Source organism: Streptomyces sp. DF42 (assembly GCF_058267695.1).
The window spans coordinates 5,732,240-5,749,786 of sequence record NZ_CM177859.1; the positions used below are offsets into that span (position 1 = coordinate 5,732,240).

The 17,547-nt window shown below is 65.7% G+C and carries 17 protein-coding genes; 11 read left to right on the forward strand and 6 right to left on the reverse strand.

Annotation, left to right across the window (positions count from 1 at the left end; all coding sequences use genetic code 11):
* Positions 1-224: 224 nt before the first annotated feature.
* The 9 genes from ACYUED_RS26330 to ACYUED_RS26370 all read left to right on the forward strand — a co-directional run bounded on the left by ACYUED_RS26330 (position 225) and on the right by ACYUED_RS26370 (position 7,811).
* Positions 225-638 carry an SsgA family sporulation/cell division regulator gene (locus tag ACYUED_RS26330; protein ID WP_491285609.1) on the forward strand — a complete coding sequence of 138 codons (414 nt, stop codon included), beginning with the start codon at positions 225-227 and terminating at the stop codon, positions 636-638.
* Positions 639-881: 243 nt separating this feature from the next.
* Positions 882-2,642: a hypothetical protein gene (locus ACYUED_RS26335; protein WP_491285611.1), complete on the forward strand. Its 1,761-nt coding sequence runs from the start codon at positions 882-884 to the stop codon at positions 2,640-2,642.
* Between the two features lie 14 nt (positions 2,643-2,656).
* Complete coding sequence (locus ACYUED_RS26340; protein WP_491285612.1) at positions 2,657-3,235, forward strand: hypothetical protein; 579 nt, start codon at positions 2,657-2,659, stop codon at positions 3,233-3,235.
* Positions 3,236-3,624: 389 nt separating this feature from the next.
* Positions 3,625-4,017: a hypothetical protein gene (locus ACYUED_RS26345; RefSeq protein ID WP_491285614.1), complete on the forward strand. Its 393-nt coding sequence runs from the start codon at positions 3,625-3,627 to the stop codon at positions 4,015-4,017.
* Between the two features lie 38 nt (positions 4,018-4,055).
* A complete protein-coding gene (locus ACYUED_RS26350) occupies positions 4,056-4,373 on the forward strand; it encodes a hypothetical protein (protein WP_491285616.1) in 318 nt (105 codons plus the stop codon).
* Between the two features lie 1,210 nt (positions 4,374-5,583).
* The gene (locus ACYUED_RS26355; protein ID WP_491285618.1) at positions 5,584-5,805 is read left to right on the forward strand and encodes a hypothetical protein; all 222 of its coding nucleotides are present in this window, start codon (positions 5,584-5,586) and stop codon (positions 5,803-5,805) included.
* Entirely contained in the window at positions 5,802-6,356 is a 555-nt protein-coding gene (locus ACYUED_RS26360; protein WP_491285620.1) for a WXG100 family type VII secretion target, read from the forward strand. The genes ACYUED_RS26355 and ACYUED_RS26360 overlap by 4 nt, the downstream gene beginning before the upstream one ends.
* A 160-nt stretch (positions 6,357-6,516) precedes the next feature.
* Positions 6,517-7,128 carry a hypothetical protein gene (locus ACYUED_RS26365; RefSeq protein WP_491285622.1) on the forward strand — a complete coding sequence of 204 codons (612 nt, stop codon included), beginning with the start codon at positions 6,517-6,519 and terminating at the stop codon, positions 7,126-7,128.
* Entirely contained in the window at positions 7,125-7,811 is a 687-nt protein-coding gene (locus ACYUED_RS26370) for a hypothetical protein (protein ID WP_491285624.1), read from the forward strand. Before ACYUED_RS26365 ends, ACYUED_RS26370 begins: the two co-directional genes overlap by 4 nt.
* Before the next feature lie 16 nt (positions 7,812-7,827).
* On the opposite strand, the gene ACYUED_RS26375 is transcribed toward ACYUED_RS26370, so the two are convergent.
* The 6 genes from ACYUED_RS26375 to ACYUED_RS26400 form a co-directional block, all read right to left on the reverse strand.
* Entirely contained in the window at positions 7,828-7,974 is a 147-nt protein-coding gene (locus tag ACYUED_RS26375; RefSeq protein WP_491285625.1) for a hypothetical protein, read from the reverse strand.
* A 401-nt stretch (positions 7,975-8,375) separates the two neighbouring features.
* Positions 8,376-9,413 carry a DUF8094 domain-containing protein gene (locus tag ACYUED_RS26380; protein ID WP_491285627.1) on the reverse strand — a complete coding sequence of 346 codons (1,038 nt, stop codon included), beginning with the start codon at positions 9,411-9,413 and terminating at the stop codon, positions 8,376-8,378.
* A gap of 176 nt (positions 9,414-9,589) precedes the next feature.
* Entirely contained in the window at positions 9,590-10,669 is a 1,080-nt protein-coding gene (locus ACYUED_RS26385) for a hypothetical protein (RefSeq protein WP_491285629.1), read from the reverse strand.
* Positions 10,657-11,325 (reverse strand): hypothetical protein, encoded by a 669-nt coding sequence (locus ACYUED_RS26390; RefSeq protein ID WP_491285630.1) that lies wholly within the window; start codon positions 11,323-11,325, stop codon positions 10,657-10,659. The genes ACYUED_RS26385 and ACYUED_RS26390 overlap by 13 nt, the downstream gene beginning before the upstream one ends.
* A 265-nt stretch (positions 11,326-11,590) precedes the next feature.
* The gene (locus ACYUED_RS26395; RefSeq protein WP_491285632.1) at positions 11,591-12,649 is read right to left on the reverse strand and encodes a hypothetical protein; all 1,059 of its coding nucleotides are present in this window, start codon (positions 12,647-12,649) and stop codon (positions 11,591-11,593) included.
* 2 nt (positions 12,650-12,651) lie between these two features.
* On the reverse strand, positions 12,652-13,302 hold the full coding sequence (locus tag ACYUED_RS26400) for a hypothetical protein (protein WP_491285634.1): 651 nt from the start codon (positions 13,300-13,302) through the stop codon (positions 12,652-12,654).
* A gap of 383 nt (positions 13,303-13,685) precedes the next feature.
* On the opposite strand from ACYUED_RS26400, the gene ACYUED_RS26405 reads away from it, so the two are divergent.
* Together ACYUED_RS26405 and ACYUED_RS26410 are read left to right on the forward strand one after the other, a co-directional pair.
* Positions 13,686-16,634: a BTAD domain-containing putative transcriptional regulator gene (locus ACYUED_RS26405; RefSeq protein ID WP_491285636.1), complete on the forward strand. Its 2,949-nt coding sequence runs from the start codon at positions 13,686-13,688 to the stop codon at positions 16,632-16,634.
* A gap of 55 nt (positions 16,635-16,689) precedes the next feature.
* Positions 16,690-17,424, forward strand: coding sequence for a prepilin peptidase (locus tag ACYUED_RS26410; RefSeq protein WP_491285638.1), 735 nt, complete (start codon positions 16,690-16,692; stop codon positions 17,422-17,424).
* The last annotated feature ends 123 nt before the right edge of the window (positions 17,425-17,547 follow it).

The following is a 17,547-nucleotide window of genomic DNA, read 5'->3' on the forward strand; positions in this document are numbered from 1 at the left end:
GATGGCGAAACTTTCAATCAAAGTTTCAAAGTGAGGCCAATGTGACGCAGGTCATGTGAGTCCGCTTCCGTTGCGGCGTAATGCCCACCCCCTCTCCGTGCTCGAGGAGGCGTACAGGCCCAACCAGCCACTGCATGACCCGGCATGACCGACATGACCTGACATGAATCGACACGCTCGACACTCTCGGCGTGCTCGACATGCCTGACTGAGGGAGCGCGCTCGTGTACATCGCCCTGGAGCAGCCCACGGGTGCCCGCCTGCTCACCCCTGACCGCGACGAGCTGGCGGTGCCTGTCACCCTCCGCTACGCCTCCGACGACCCTTTGGCGGTGCACCTCGTCTTCCCGGCCTGGATCTCGTTCGACGGCGAGGAGGTGACGTGGACCTTTGCACGGGGGCTGTTGGGGGAGGGGCTGGGCAACGCCGCGGGCGTCGGCAACGTACGCATCCGGCCGTACGGCCCGTCCCGCACCGTAGTGGAGCTCCACGCTCCGGAGGGCACGGCGGCCGTCCTCTTCGACACAACCGCCCTCCGCCGCTTCCTGCTTCGCTCGTACACCGTCACGGAGCCGGGCGGCGAGCCCCTGGAACCGGCGTTCGACCGGGGGCTGGCGTCGTTGTTCGGCGGCGTGTGAGGCCGGGGTGTCTGCACTACGGCGACTGATGAGCCGTACTGGTCCGCAGAGCACTCAACTTCGCTCCACTTCACTTCACTCGACTCCACTCCACTCTGCTCCGGGGTGACGCAAAACCGTTGGCACTAGCGAAGCTGCGCGCGCCCCCGATAAGGTCCGTAAGACTGTGATCGCGCTCCGTCACCATCGTGTGGTGCCGATCAACATCTGTGCCTACATGAGACGTTGACCAGGGGGAAGTGCATGCGCCCGGATGACGGCGGGGGAGATTTCCGCGGCATCAACCCGGATCGGCTCGGTGATCTGATCAGGGCGGTCAACACCAGTACCGGCGACGGTGGTGCGGCGGCCCAGCCACACGTCAACAGCTGGATGAGTCACGCGCGTCGGCTTCAGATGGACACCTCGCGCCTGACGAAGATGACCAAGCATCTCAGCTGGGCCCACGATCAACTTCCCATGCTCCGCCGTCGGCACAGCCTGGCCATGGACGAGGAGAAGCAGGACAAGGAGATCGGCCTCGGAGGTGGCATGGTCTCCGCCGGCGCCGGCGACATCGGCACGTACAAGACCCAGTCCGAAGCCCAGAAGGCCGCGAAGAAGGACGCGAAGGCCTACAAGGACGGGGACATGGGCCTCGATGAGTACATGAAGAAACTCGAGGCCAACCAGAGCGACCCGGACTACTGCAAGGCCGCGATGGACGAGCTCGGCGACACTGCGCTCTACCGGCTGCAGGACGGCCCGATGATGTTCGACCCCGACCATCCCGAAGCCGGCACACGCATTCTGGCGACGGCGGTCGCCACCGCCATGCGGAACGGAACGACGTTCAAGGACGACCAGGGCAACGAAGACCTCCAGCACCTGTCCGGACTCCTCGCATACGCCGACTTCCCGACGGACGTCGTAGCCAACCTCGGCAAGCAGTGCCTCGCACCGGGCAACTACATGTACGGGGAGAAGGTCTGGGAGGCAATGGGCAGCGACCCTGCGGCCTCCACCAAGTTCCTCCACGACAACATGGACCGGATTCCTCAGTGGATGAAGGACGACTCGGATCATCATGGAGGGTTGCCGGACTTCCAGGCGAAGGCTTTCGCGGGGGTCATCAGGGCGGGCACCCTGGACGGCATGGGGGCTGACACAAAGCTTGCTGCAGACAACTCCGAGAAGTTGATCAACTACTACGCGAAGCATTCGGACGAGCACACGCATAGCGAAATCCAGAAGGCATTCGGTGACATCATCACGTGCCATTGGGATGACGTGCAGAGCATCTTGGCGGACCCTGCTCCTGCAGACCTTGGCGCGGACCATATTTCGGTCCCTGAGAGCGACCTGCGATCATTTATCGATGAAGCCATGCGAAACCCAGATGCCACTGCCACCCTGATGGCGTTCAGTAAGAGTCAGGCAAATTCCATTGTTGATAACAACCCCAACAATCATGAGGCGGTCCATGCGTCTGGATTGCTCAACGGAATCTTCACCTATGAAGCAATGAAGACATATAGTGCTCTCAATGCTGAAAACGCCAAGGAGGCGGATGACTGGAATGCATCGATTCAGAACCAGTTGACAGCTGTTACCGGTGCTGGGATCGAAATTGCGTTCGCCCCCAACGAAGCCGCGGCGACTGTAAGCAAGGCCGTAGTCAATGATGTCGTGGGCCTCTTCATAAAGGACGTAAATCTCGTTGATAAGGGTAGTGAACTGACTCCGCCCGGAACAACTGATTGGCGGTACGAGTGGCAGCAAGCGGCACATTTGGCCTACGTGCAGAACCCTGAAGTGGGTAACCCTGGTAAGTATGCCGACGAGTATTGTAATGGAAATAAATTCCTGGACTCACGCGGCAATCTCATCGAAGGTGCATCGCAACAGCAGAAAATTGCTTATAATTCATGGCTGAAGGATCAGGGGTTGGCGAATGCAGCGAACCCGCACTTCATCGACTTGGACAATGGCCGGCACGACGGATCACCAGTGACGGGCGGATGATGACAATGAGGCGTTTGGTGGTCTCTGGTGCGTGCATTGTTGCGCTTGCGCTTTTGACAGTGGCGTGCGGTGATGAAGAAATGAGCGTCGCGGACGGCGAAAAAGCGGCGCAGCAAAGCCGCCGACCGGTTGCCGAGGCCTATTGGCAGACATACCGATCGATTGGCGCCGAAATGATGCAGGGGAGCCGGGGCGTCGGGAGATTTGGTGAATGTTCAGGGAGCGACGGGGAGCCCTCTGTGAGATACCAAATCAACAATTCGCTCATCGATGAAAATGCCAATGAAAGCGGATCCCGGTTTATGTCGCGATTGCGGGCAAAATTGGCAAATTCCAAATGGGCGCTGGAGTCGAAGGGAGAGGATCTGTATGCCAAAAAGAGCGGGGATGTACAGGTGCAATTCCGGCTACTGCATCGCTCATCGGGACGGTCGCCCATTGTCACGCTCCTCTTTGAGAGCGGATGCACTGGCGTTGGGAAAGCAAAGGCTGACATTCTTGACGCTTACAAGGATGAAGCGAGCGACGAGTATGACTCTTCGGATGCTTCAGCAGCGCCGATTCCCAGCGGTTTTCCAGGGGTAGACGGCTGATGACAGCTTCTGAACTGCCAACAGAAGGCATTTGTGTCCGGAGCGCTCTGCAATGAAGCGACTGACCGTGAGCGCCTACTCACACTCATGTGGCAGTATCAGGCTGAGCTCCTGCACCGAGCAGTTCCAGATGCTGGATATCAGAGGGTGGCTCGATGGCTATGAAGGAGTGGGCCAGTGACTCTGCCTCAGCGTCGATTTGTGCTGACGACAGGTAGTGCTGGTTCTTGCCGCGCTTCCTGCAGTGTGCGGTGATGAGCAAATTAGCGTCGCTGATGGGAAAAGGCGGCCGACGAGGCCCGGCAATCGGTGGGAAGGGAACACTGGGAGGTAAGTCATTCTCTCGGAGGCGAATTCTATGCGACTACCGGAACCAGGCTTTACGCTGAATGCCCGAACTGCAATTCCAAGAAATCGCTCGTTTATCTTGTCGTGAAGCCCTTGAGGGTAAGTCGGCCAGACAGGCCGACGAACAGTTTGTGGCGATGGTGAAGGACCAGTTGAGTGCCGTCGGCTGGAACCTCAAATCGGCCGGTAACGACATTGAGTCGGCGGATAAGGGTGGCATCAAGGTCCAGCTTCAGTTGCTCCATCGCACTACTGACGACGGTGCGCTGGCCCTCCCGGTCGTGCCGGCCAGGCAAAGGACGACATCAATGACATCTACGGTGGAACGAAGGAATGACATCTACGGTGGAACGAAGGGCGACGACCACCGTTCGTCATTCGTGTCTCCTGCCCCCGTGCCGACAACTCTCCTTGATCCACACGCGACCCCCTGAGCCGCCCTGATGGCGACTGCCTACTGACTTGGAGTGTCATGGCTGAGACGAAGGTGCCAAGCCCGATGTGGCTAGAGCTGGACAAGCTCTATCAGGAGGTGTCCAAGGACATTGCCGCTGTGGCCGACGCGCTCAAGACCGCGGACAAGCAGATGGCCGGCGGTAAGGGTTTTGTCTGGGTCGGGCCGAATGCCCGGGCCTGGGGGAGCGATCTGCACGGAGCCCATACGGACCTGTCCAAGCAGGCGCATGATTTCCTTGCCGAGGTGACGAGGCAGCGTGCTTCGCACCCGAAGGAAGTCACTCAGGCCGAGGCCGACAGCGAGCGTCGGTTCCTTGCAGGGCGGATGGGCTGAACGTGATACGGCGTCTGCTATCCGTTGCCCTCGTTGCCGTGGTCCTCAGCGCATGCTCGAGCGGCGACAGCAGGCTGAGTGTGGAGGATGGCAAACGTCTTGCAGACAAGACGAGGCGCCCTGTCGCGAAAACCTACTGGCGGCTTCACGATGCGATCGGAACTTCGGTTTCTCAAGGAGTTGGAGTCGGGAGGTTTACGGACTGTAATGAAGTCGAGACCGATTCGATGGTCTACGGAACTGAGAGTCTCTTGACCTCCGGCAAAAGGGAAAGGGTATCCGCAGAGCATCTCGCGGACGCGGTGGTGGAAAGGCTGACCAGTATTGGGTGGAAGTTTAAGCGTTCTGATGCAGTTCGCCGCTCGGCAACCCGAGATGGCATAAAGGTGGGGTTGCGCCCAACGGGAATCAACGACTGGTCTATCCTGCTCTGGACGCAAAGCGAGTGCATAAATCTGGGTGCGGCAGCGGACGTACTCGAGGATGCCTACAACACCCTTCCGGATCCGGAAACGTATCCGAATTCGCGGGCGGAGTCTTCGCCAGTTCCGACAGGTTTTCCCGATCCTGGCCCTTCTTGACATGGTGGCTAATGGCTTGCCATTGTCTTCTTCCGGTTGCTGCGGCAGTGTTGGTCCTTGCCCTGCATTCTCGACCCTTACAAGCGGCAAGCAACTGACGGTATGTCTTTTCGGAAGCATCAGCAGTCCCGGTTCCCAGTAGTTTTCCAGGTTGAGACGGGCGAGGACACCCGCTGCGGTGGCCGATACGCTCAGAAGCGCCGAAAAGCAGATGCCGACTCCCCGAGGGCAACGTGAGTCGGGCCAACTATGCCCAGACCTCGCGCCCAAAGGCGTCGCCCAGGTCGAGGCTGACATTGAGCCATGCATGCAAAGGCGCCCCGTCCCGACCTGGCACGAGCCGAACAAGCTCACCCGCGCCGGCTGAACCCAGGCCATCAACCGCCCCCACGCAACGTCAGGGACCAACCCCACGGCACGCCCAGCTGATCGCAAAAGACCGCTCACCAGCGGGCCAAGAGTGGGCGATTCGGGGGTTCGGGCGTTGACGGCGGCCCGGAGTGTCGAGAAACGTCTGAGGCGGCCGTTGCAGGTGCTCGGCCGACGGTCGGTGTTTCCCAGGACGGGGTGCGACAGCTGTGGGCTACCGCGGAGGTGACGCAGAGCACATACATGCGTCCGCTTCAGCCATGAAGACGATCGTGAGTTCGGCCGGGACGCACTCCAGGGCAGCGACATCAGCCGGAAAGCAGGCCTCCGACGCAGCGGGCGACGCCAGGGTGGCCTCGGCGGTCATCGCACTCGCCCGCGCGCTGGCGAAAGCAGCGGCCGACACCAGTACCTCCGTCAGCGATCTGGGTGAGGTCGCCACAACCACCGCCGCCAACCTCGCGAAGGCCACCGGCAAGTGACCACGCCCACCTACCCGGTGCCCTCCGGCGACCCCGAGACCCTGCGCACAGCCGCACGCCAGTACAAGACCCTCGCGCAGGATCACTCCACCCTGCTGACGACCTTCCAACGCCATGTCGACGCGATCCTCAAGGGCTGGACCGGCCCGTTGGCCGCGCAATACAAGACCGCCGCGGAAGGCGTGTACCCGCGCTTCAAGGCGGTCCACGAAGCCGCCGCCTCGGCCCACACCGCGCTGCACAAATACGCAGGAGCCCTGGAGACCGCGCAGAAGGCCGTGAGCGGCGCCAACAAGAGTTCCGGCAAAGACGCGCGCAGTTCCCATGCCGCCGCTCACGGCCAGTCGGTACACCAACTCGGCCCATGGTCGGCACCGGTCTCTTCCTGGGCGGTGACTACCTGTACCACCACTGGAAGCCGTTCAAGAACGTGTGTGACGCCACCGGCCACGCCGTTGCATCCGCTGCCAAGAGCACCTGGCATGCGGTCACCAGCATCTTCTGAAGCATCTTTTGAGAAGTCGGACGGAGACAGTGCACATGACAGGTGACCCACGGAAGGCGGATGCCGATGCAGCGCAGGCCCTCATGGATCAGATCGAACGGGACGGCGCTGTTCAGCTACCGGCTCTGTCGACGGCCGAACTGTGCGTACTCGGCGCCATGCAGGCCACACTGATCGACGAGGTCTCCTGGTCGTGGTGGTCGGGCATGACGGAGGCCGAGCGGTTCGAGCTCTCGGCCATGGCACTGAAATTCCTCGTTCACCGTGGACTCCTCGACGAACCGGCGCCCGGGGCGATCGAGAAAGACTCCACGGAGGAAGTCGACCTGCCGGTCCGTCCCCTGCTCGCCATGATTCTGGCGGGCCGCACACAACCGGCGTTCGTCGTCGTCCGCGCGGAGGGGGCGCAGGCTGTCCCAGAACGGATGCGGCTGTACGGGATCGCCGAGGAGGGCCGAGGCCTGCGCGCCGTACTGGCCGAGTCGGGCCCCGGAAAGCTGCCCACGAGGTTCGGGCCGGCCTACGAGTACGCGCTGGTCAGCCCACCCGAAGCGGTCAATTCCCTACTGCGCTGGGTCGACCGCGCGCCAGCCGGTCACAAGCTCCGCCGACGTCCTGCCAAAATCATCGACGTGTACCAGCCAGACAAGGGCTCGGGTCCCGCACGTGATCGCTTCGAGGTTCGTCGGATCGGTTCGGCGAGCCTGCGGGTCGAGCACGAAGGCTCCGGCAGCTCCGGCGCCCCTGTCGACTGCGACGAAGATTCACTCGGCCGCGTCCTGACCAACCTGTTCGCCGGCCAAGGACACATCGCATGAACGCGCCCGAAATGACCGAGCCCGCCTACTACGTCGAGGAACGCTCTTCGGTACGGTGGCCGTTGGTATTCCACTGCTTTTTTTGGCCACTCCTGCTGATTTCCTCGTACACGGTCGTGGTCGTTACCCACAGATATGTGTTCATGGCCGGATTTATTCTGGGAATTTTCGGCTGGCTGGGCTTCGGCGGATTGCATCTGGCCCAGAGCTGGCCGACCGGCATCCGTGTCGACTCAGCCGGAATCTGGATCGGCGGCATCCAGCGCACCGAGCGCATGCGGGCCGGTGGGAAGACGCAAACGAAGCTGTCACGGGCGGGAGCACAGCGGCGGCAGGTCTTCTTCTGCCCCTGGGACGCGGTGCAACGGGTCGAGGTGATCACCGAGCGCAAGGAGATCCGAAAGATCGCCAAACTCGGCGAGGGCGTCGGCTCGTCCCGATCGGAGGTTGCCACCCGCACCATCAAGCTCGGCCTCCTGACGGCTCCGTACATGCAAGCCGTCCTGGTGCTCAACGTCGACCTCTCCGCCGCGCGCGTCCCGGAGTTCCGCCCACCGGTGGAACGCTCCTTTTGGAAAACAGGATCACCTCAACGCTTCGCCCCCTCCCCTCTCTGGTGCGCTCCCACCCGTCACCCGGAACAACTACGCGCCGCCTTGGCCCACCTCACCGCCCGCCCCTGAGGCCGTCCCGTCCCGGTCAAGCCCGGCATGCCGTCGCCTTCCCCCTGACCGTGATCTGCTGGGCCCGCCATACCGGTGAGCTGTTCGCGGATGCCATGAGGAGACTGAACTTCTGGTAGTCGGCGGGGTTTTGCTTGGTGTAGAGGACCTTCCCGGTCTTCACTTCCTTGCCGTAGACCTTGGACTGGTCCTCAGTGGCCGGCGTCCGACGGCTTGTGGAAGTCGAAGGCCAGGGTGAGGTCGTGGGGGAGGTTCACCTCCGGTCTGTCCGCGGCGGCCGAGGCGGTGACCGACGGAGAGACCGAAGGTCTGCTCGACGACGACGTGTATGTCTCCTTGACGTCGTCCGAAGACGGGCCGCCACCGCCGCCCCACGTAGTGAGTGAAAGGCTCGCTGCGGCAGTGAACGTGGCCGGCAACAGTGGTCAGAGTGCGGCGGGCCACAGTTGGTCTTCCAAGAGTCGGGCGGGTGTGCCACACCACTGGTCTGATGGTGCAGAAGTCGCTGCTGTCGCACGGCTGTTGTGGGCTGTCCGTCTGGATCGGCCTATGGACGGCCCGACTTCACTTCGAGTTCGTCATCCGGTACTCGTAGGCGATCACTTGGGGCTTGCCCTTGGGTGACAGTGCCGCCATGGCCTGGCCCTGGAACTCGTCGGTGATCACAGGGCGCTTCTCGGGGTTGTAGAGCGCTTCCGTTTTTCCGGGGATGACCACGCGGCCATGCATGTACTGCTTGTTCAGGAACTCGATGTTGTGTGCGCTCGGGAAGACCGCGAGTACACCACCGTCGGCCAGGCTCAAGGCGTACACCTTCGGGTGCGCCGGCTTCGCGGCGAAGTAGTTCGTCATGAGCCAGCTGGCGTCTTTGCCCTTGTTCCGCTCGGTGTAGTACTTGACGGCTTCCTTCGTGGCGGGAGTGGAGGCCAGTTGCTTGCCCGCCTTCTTGCCGCCGGTCGCGTACAGGTCCTCGAAGGCCTTGCCGAGTTGGCTGGGGGCGAGCGCGCCCACGCTGCCGGTGGGATCGGCGACCTTGGCGAGTCCGTGGCTGTCGACCGCGATCTTGGGCATCGCGAGGTGGTCGTCCGTGTAGACGGCCGTCGTCAGCTTGTAGGTGCCGTTCGTGTTTTCGAAGATCAGCAGGCCGTCGTCCTTGCTGCCGCCGGACGAAGTGACCTTGACCGCGAACCAGTCGGCCGTGCCGGCAGCGGGAATGTAGTACGTGCGGTTCCGGTAGAAGAAGTCCGAGCCGTACTCCTGCTGGTCCTTCTTCGACCAGGTCGACCACTGCTTGTAGTCCGCCCGGCTCTGCTCGTGGACCTGGCCTGTCTCGACGGTCGCCAGCAGCTTCTCGTTCCGGGTCCTGTTGGCCGAGTTGTTGACCTTCTCGTAGTTGTCGACCACCGCGGAGGCGGCCTTCGCCGTCACGACTCCTCGGGCGGAGCTGGTGCTGGAGGCGTGGTCGCTCTTCGCGTCGTCGGCGTCCGAACCGGCGCTGCACGCGGTGAGCGTGATCGCCGTCGCCATGCCGAGCACGGATACGGCCAGGCGGCGCCGCTGCCGGGTGTGGGGTGTGTTGGGGGTGTGAGGGCGGGAGGTCATCGGCTCTCTTTTTCTTTGGGCAGTGTTGAGTTGTGCGGTACACGGCGTGGGGGTGGATGCCTGTGTGTTGTGCGTCTGCAGGCGGGGGAACGGCCGAACACGCCGCGTCGGCGAATTGATTCGCGGGACGACGTGGCGTTGGCCGGTACTTCCAAATGGGTACGAGCCGGGTCTGCTCAGCGGTTGACGGCCTGGATCTCCTGGACGTTCATGTCCTGGGTGGTGTCGAAGGTGCCGTCGGGGAGGTCACCGTTGCTGCCGTCGGAGCCCTTCCAGGTGATCTGCCAGGTGATGCTGGCCTTCAGCTGGTAGGGAGTGCCGTTCGTGGCGTGGAGGTAGGTGATTCCACAGGGTGGAGTCTTGTCGGCGTCGCCCTGGGTGTACGGCGTACCGATGCTGCCGTCGTCGTTGATCTTGCAGTCCCCGGACGCGGGGTACGTCGTCGCGTCGTCAGTGCCCGGCTCCAGGTGCAGTGCGACGGGCTTAGCCGTCGTCTCCGCCCACAGGCCCGTGTTGGGGAGCGAGGCACGGACCGTGACGTCCTTGAACGTGCCCTTGTCCAGCCACACCCAAGTCGGAAGGTTCACCGTCGACTTGGTCTCCGGCTTCAGCTCGATCTCGGTCTCGGGGACCTTGACCTTGTTGTAGGCGTACTCGGCGAGCGTCTTCGGGGTGGGGGAGTTGGGGTCATCGGGGACCTGGCCCGCGGGAACCCAGAACATGATGCGGCCGCAGTCCCAGGAGTCGGGGTCCTGGTCGTCGGGTGCGACTCCTCGCCAGAAGTACCCGTCCTTGCCGAGGTTGTAGTCCTTGTATCCATCGGCACTGCTGTTGGAGGGCGAGTTCATGTCGAAGTTGTCGGCCGGCTTGCCGTCCCGGTAGTGGTCGGTCCACAGCCCCTTGCCGAACCACGATTCGTGGATACCGACATCGCCACCGCCGTCTGTGTCCACGAACTTCTTCAGCTCAGCGGGAGTGAAGGCAGGCTCGTACCAGCAGGCGGGAGGCTTCCAGTTGGGGTCGACCGTACCGAGGTTGCCCGTTTTGCCGCCGCCGTCACCGCCACTCGGGTAAGTGATCTGAATGTTGGAGACGGAGGCCTTCAGCGTTCCACTTTTGTCGGCGCTCCCCTGTTCATTGCCATGGGTGCTGGGGACCGGCTTGGCGGCTTGGGCCGTTCCGGCAGTCCAGAGGAGGGCTCCGGCGGCCAGGGCTGCAACCCACTTCGTCTGCCCGGAGGAGCTCAGCCCTGGCATTCCTTCGCCTTCCCCGTGACGGTGATCTGCTGGGCCTTCCACACCGGTGAGCTGTGCGTCGAGGCCATGAGGAGGCTGAACTTCTGGTAGCTGGACAGGTCCGCCTTCGTCCGCAGGACCTTCCCCGTCTTCAGCTCCTTGCCGTAGACCTTGGACTGGTTCTCGCAGAATTCGACGCGGACGAGTTTGACCGCTTTCGACTCGCCGGCCGCTTGGCTCTCGGCCTGGTAGTAGCGGTCCGTTCCGGTGAGGGTCCAGCCGCCCTTCACGTACTCCTTGATCTGTGAGTACGCGTACCGGGCCGCGTCCCCCGCCGAGTAGTACTGGTAGGCCGAGTCCTGCGGGTCCTGCTTGGTGATGCCGTGATTCAGGGCGCGGATGTAGTTGGCTGCGTCATCCAGCGCCGCTGCACTGTCCGAGTCCGACGGCCTGTCGAAGTCGAAGATCAGCTTCAGGTCCTTGGGGAGGCTCACGTCCGGTCGGTCCGCGGCGGCCGAAGAAGACGTCGACGTCGAAGCCGACGGACTCCCGCTCCCCGTGTCCGCGCCCTTGATGTCGTCCGAAGGTGACTTGTCACTCCCACCGCACGCGGTGAGCAGAAGGGCCGCTGCGGCGGTGAGTGCGGCGGCAGTGGTCGGCAGTGCGCGGCGGGCCACGGTTGATCTCCCCCGTTGTCGGCTGTGTGCAACGGGGAACGAAGCTATCAGGGGTGCGTAAGAGGGCCTGGAGTGCCTGTGGGGGATTGTGTGCGGAACGTGAGGAGTGTGGTGTGCCGCGGGCGGGCGCCGTGGATCGTGGACGAGTGCGGCCGTGACGACGGGCAGTACGGCGCGACGACGGGCGCGGGGCAACTCCGGCCAAGGGGGCAGACGGTGGCGCGTGCGGTCTCAGGTCCGTATCCGGCCTTCGACGTCGCCATGCTCAGCGGTTGACGGCCTGGATCTCCTGGACGTTCATGTCCTGGGTGGTGTCGAAGGTGCCGTCGGGGAGGTCACCTTTCGCGCCGCCGGTGCCTTCCCACGAGATCTGCCAGGTGATGCTGGCTTTCAGGTGGTACGGGGTGCCGTTGGTGGCGTGGAGGTAGGTGATGCCGCAGGAGGGGGTCTTGCCGGCGTCGCCGTTCTGGTACGGGGTGCCGATCGAGCCGTCGTCGTTGATGGTGCAGTCGCCCGAGGCGGGGTAGGTCGTCGCGTCCTCGGTGCCGGGGTCCAGGTGCAGGGCGACCGGTTTGGCGGTCGTCACGGCGTAGAGGTTGGTGCGGGGGAGTTCGGCGCGGACCTTGATCTCCCGGAAGGTGCCTTTGTCGAGCCAGGCCCAAGTGGGCAGGTTCACCGTGGACTTGGTGGTGGGCTTGAGTTCGATCTCGGTGTCGGGGACCTTGACCTGGTTGTAGGCGTACTCGGCGAGCATCTTCGGCGTGGGGGCGTGGGCGACCTTGGGCACGACGTTGGCGTCCTGCCAGAACATGATCTTGCCGCAGTCCCAGGAGTCGGGGTCGCTCTCGTTCGGTGCGACGCTGCGCCAGAAGTAGCCGTCCTTGCCGATGTTGTAGTCCTTGTAGCCCTCGGCTGTGCTCTGCTCGTCGTCGAAGTTGGTCTCCGGCTTGCCGTCCTGGTAGTGGTCGGTCCAGAGGCCCTTGCCGTACCAGGACTCGTGGATGCCGACGTCGCCGTCGCCGTCGTTCTTGTCGACGAAGTCCTTCAGTTCCTGGCCGGTGAAGACGGGCTCGTACCAGCAGGCCGGGGGCTTCCAGTTGACGTCCACGGAGGAGAGGGCGCCGCGCTTGCCGCCGGTGGGGCCGCTCACCTGGCGGACCTTGATGTGGGAGTAGGTGGCGGAGGCGTAGATGTTCTTGTCACGGGCGCCGCCGTGCGGTCCCGTGTTGGAGCCGCCGCCGCCAACTGCTTCGGCCGGGGTGGAGGCCAGGAGAATCCCGGCGAGAGAGGCGATTGTCGCCGGTACTGCACGCGTGGGCCTCATCGTCAGCAGCCGCCCCTCTTGCCGCGCGTCGACACGTTCTGCCAGACACCGTCGGCGTTCTTGGTGAGCGTGACGGTGTAGAACACCTTCGGGTTCGTGCCCGTGGGGTTCCCCTGGACTTCCTTCGTCTTGCGCTGCCTCGTGTATGCCTTGCTCTCGTCGGTGCAGTAAGACACCACAGCGCGCGTCTTCTTGTCACCGAGCAGGGTGGGCTTGGGGTCGTATACCGGCAGTTTGCCGAAGACGGTGAGGTTCTTGCTCGTGTAGGTCTTGATCCACTGCCGGTCTTGCGAGAGACCTGATGCGGTGTCGTAGAACGCAAGGGCCGCGCCGCCGTCGGGCTCGTTGGCGGTGATCGCCGCGTATCCCGCGCGGAGTTGGTCCTTGACGTCATTGAGGACGGCTTGTTCGACGGCGTCGCTGCTCGTCCAGTCCTCGAACGTCAACTGGAACTCGCTCGGGAGCTTGATCGCGGGGCGCTTGACCCCGGACGCCTTCGGGGTCGACGCCGAAGCCGACGGACTCCCGCTCCCCGTGTCCGCGCCCTTGATGTCGTCCGAAGGTGACTTGTCGCTCCCGCCGCACGCGGTGAGCAGAAGCGCTGCTGCGGCGGTGAGTGCGGCGGCAGTGGTCGGCAGTGCGCGGCGGGCCACGGTTGATCTCCCCCGTTGTCGGCTGTGTGCAACGGGGAACGAAGCTATCAGGGGTGCGTAAGAGGGCCTGGAGTGCCTGTGGGGGATTGTGTGCGGAACGTGAGGAGTGTGGTGTGCCGCGGGCGGGCGCCGTGGATCGTGGACGAGTGCGGCCGTGACGACGGGCAGTACGGCGCGACGACGGGCGCGGGGCAACTCCGGCCAAGGGGGCAGACGGTGGCGTATCGGGTGAACGGCGAGGTCTCAGCTCCGTATCCGGCCCTCTACGTCACAAATCAGAGTCCGTCAGAGTCCATAAGATCTCTGTAGGCTCAGTACATCTCACGCACCCCAAGCGACCCCGGCCCACCCAGACCCACCCCACACAACCCAGGACACCCGCCATGCCGCGACGCAGCACCTCAAGCTCGACGGGACGCTCGACGGGCAACTCGACGGCTCCCAGGAACCGGACGCCCCAACCCGTGACGATCCGGCGACGTTCCTTCGGGGACTTCGTCAAGGCGTTCTTCGCGTTCGTCGCGCTGCTCGGCCTCGTCGTCGGGGTGCCGGGTGCACTCGCCGTGTCCATCGGGTGGCCGTTGCCCAGCGGGGTGCCGAGTCTGGACTGGCTCCAGCAGGAGATCACGGTCACGACCTTCCTGCACATCCTGACCGTCATCGTCTGGCTCGCCTGGGCCCAGTTCACCGCGTGTGTCCTCGTCGAGGTGAAGGCGGCCCTCTCCGGCGTCGGCGTGCCGGGCCGTGTCCCCGGTGCCGGTCCGAGCCAGATTCTCGCCCGGCAGCTTGTCGCCGCTCTCCTCCTCGTCGGCGCCACCGCCGCCAGCCTCACCCCCGGGTTGGCGAACCTCGGGCACAGTCTGGACGGCAACCAGAAGCCGACCGTCGCCGCCGCCCAGGCGACCCCCGGACTCTTCGCCCAGCAGCAGGAGCAGGCCGCCAGTACCGCCGCCGCGCTCGCCCAGCAGGCCTCCCACGCGCAGGCCGATGCCGGCAGCAACGCCAAGCAGCACGGCGACACGAAGTACTACCGGATCCAGCCGCCCGAGGGGCGTCACCACGACTCCCTCTGGGAGATCGCGCAGCGGCACCTCGGTGACGGGCGCCGGTACAAGGAGATCTACGAGCTCAACAAGGACCGGACCCAGCCGGACGGTTCCAAGCTGTCCGAGGCCAGTCTGATCCGGCCCGGCTGGATCATGGAGATGCCCGGGGACGCGCACGGCGGCGAGCTCGTCGAGGCGCCCGATGCCTCCGCCCACGCCTCCTCCTCGGCCCAGCAGCAGATCCACGACTACGCCAAGTCCGGCGATCACGCCCAGGGCAGCCACGCGCAGGGCGGCGGTCACCACGCCCAGCAGGTCTCCCCGCCCGAGCAGCGGCCCGCCTCCGACGGCGGTCACCAGCACGCCGGCCCCGCCGCATCCAGCAGCAGTTCCAGCAGCGCCTTCGGACTTCCGCAAGCCCTCATCGGCGCGCCCCTTCTCGCCGCCGGCCTCCTCGGCGCGCTCGGCCGTCGCCGTCGGCAGGCGTTGTGGCAGTCGGCGCTCGGTGCCATGGGCGGGCGGCGCGGGATGGAGCCGCCGCTGCCGGCCGGGGACGCCGCGGACGCGCAGGACGCCCTGCTCGTCGGCGCCGACCCCGAAGGCGTACGACTGCTGGACCGTTCACTGCGGGGGCTCTCCGGCCAGCTCGCCGGCGAGTCGCGGGATCTGCCCACCGTCTACGCCGCCTGGCTCAGCAAGGGCGATCTGCATCTGCAGCTCGCCCAGCCCGCCGGGAAGCCGCCCGCGCCCTGGCAGCTCGGGCAGGACCAGACGTTCTGGATGCTGGCGAGGACCGACGCCGAGCGGTACCCGGACGTCGACACGGCCGCGCCCTACCCCGGCCTCGTCAGCCTCGGCACCATGGACGACTCGCGACTGCTGCTCAACCTGGAGTCGGTGCCCGGCATCGTCTCCCTGAGCGGCCGCGAGGCCGACCGGGCCGCGGTGTTCGCGTCCGTCGCCGCGGAGCTGGCGACGAACGGCTGGTCGGACCGCATGACCATCACCCTCGTCGGCTTCGGCGAGGACCTGACGCCCCTCGCGCCCAACCGGCTGCGTCACCTCGACGGGATCGACGACCTGATCGAGACCATGGAGGCCGAGACGCGGCAGCGGCGGGGAGCGCTGGGCGCCGCCGGTCACGACTCCGTCCTCACCGGGCGTACGGGGCCTGCCCAGCACACTCGTTGGGCGCCGCACCTCGTCCTGCTCGCCGCCCAGCCCTCCGCCGAGGACGCCGTCAAGCTCGCCGAACTCGCCTCCGACGCGAGCCGGCTCGGCATCGGCTACCTCGTCGGCACCGAGACCGGCGATCTGCCCGGCGCCGCCTGGGAGATGGAGGTCACCAGCGAGGGCAAGCTCCTCGCCCCGCTCCTCGGACTCGAACTCGACGCCCAGCTCCTGCCGTTGGCGACCCAGCGCGCCGTCGTCGAGCTGTTCGTCGAGGCCGACCCCGATCGCGATCCCCAAGGGCCCGTGCCCACCCCGCCGTTCCTCGTCGACATCAGCGAGCAGGGGCGGCCCGCGGTGTACGCGCGCCTCGTCGGCCCGTACGAGATCATCGGCCTCGACACCCCGGACGGCGAGCGCAGCGCGCTGCTGCACGAGGCGCTCGCGCTGCTGCTGCTGCACCGCGAGGGCGTGCACCCGCGGGTGCTGTCGTCCGCCCTGTGGCCGCGGGGCGTCACCGAGGACGTGCGGGACGCGTTGCTGGAGCGGCTGCGGGTCTGGCTCGGTGCCGATCCCGACGGCACTCCCCGGCTCTCCGCCGACGCGACCGGGCGCCTCGTGCTCGCCAAGTCCGTCGTCTCGGACCTGGACGTGCTGCGCTCGCTCTACCACGAGGCCACTCAGGGCAAGGGCGTCAACAGCCGTGTCGTGCGCGGGCGGCTGCTGACGGATGCGCTGGTCCTGGTCCGCGGCCCGCTGCTCGCCGACCGGCCCGAGGGGCGCTACCGCTGGCTCACCCACGAGATCATCGACGCCCAACTCCCACTGCTCGTCGCGGACATCGGGCTCGCCCTGTCCGCCTTCCACCTGGAGAAGGACCGCGCGGAGAAGGCCATCGAGGCCCTGGGCGCCTCCCTCAACTCCGCCCCCGCGGACGAACGCCTCTGGAACGAGCTGCTCCGTGCCACCCACGCCACCGGTGACGCGGGCCGCCTCCAGACCCTGGCCGCCGACCTCGTGAACCGCAGCGGCGCACGCGGACTGCCGCCGCGCACCGAGGCGCTGCTCGACGAACTGCTGCCGACGTGGCGCAGCGGCGCCGCCGCGGTCGGATGAGCACCGGGTCGAGCACCAGGCCCAACGGCGGGTCGGGCAGCGGAGGGGCGACAGGGTGAGTACGGGGCTGCTGGTCGCCGTCGCCGCGCTGTGGGGTGCGGCGACGGGAGCGCTGCTGCCGCGTGCCGTGTACCGCTTCTCCGTACCGTCCGGGGAGGACTGGCGGGACCGGTGCCCCGGCGAGCACCCCCTCGGCCGGTGGATCGGGCGGGCGCGGTGCGCGCGGTGCGGGCCCACCGAACCGGCCTACGGCCCCGGCGTCGCTGCCCTGGCGACCGCCACCGCCCTTGTCTGCGCCGCCCTCGCCGCCGCCACCGGTACCCGGCCCGAGCTGGGCGTCTGGCTGCTCCTCGCGCCCGTCGGCGTGCTGCTCGCGGTGGTCGACTTCCGGGTGAAGCGGCTGCCCGACGTCCTGACGCTGCCGCTCGCGGGCGCCACGCTGGTGCTCCTCGGTGCGGTGGCACTCGTACCGGAGCACGCAGGTGACTGGCTCACCGCGCTGTACGGCGGCCTCGCGCTCGGCGGCGCCTTCTTCGTGCTGTTCCTCATCAACCCCGGCGGCATGGGCTTCGGCGACGTCAAGCTGGCACTGGGTCTGGGCGCCGTGCTCGGGTGGTACGGCTGGCCGACGGTCATGCTGGGCACCTTCGCCGCGTTCCTGCTCGGGGCGTTGTACGGGGGCGCGCTCGTCGTCGTACGGCGGGCCGGGCGCAAGACGGCCATCGCGTTCGGGCCGTTCCTGATCACCGGAGCGTTCGTCGGGCTTCTGATCGGCGCGTACGCGACCTGAGGTCGGCTGCGTGTGCGCGGCCTGAGGCGGCGGCGTGCGCGGCGCGAGGTCGGCGACGCGTGCGCGGCCTGACGTCGGCGGTGCGAAACGGCTGGCGTAGGCTGGTCGGGTCTGTCCACAACC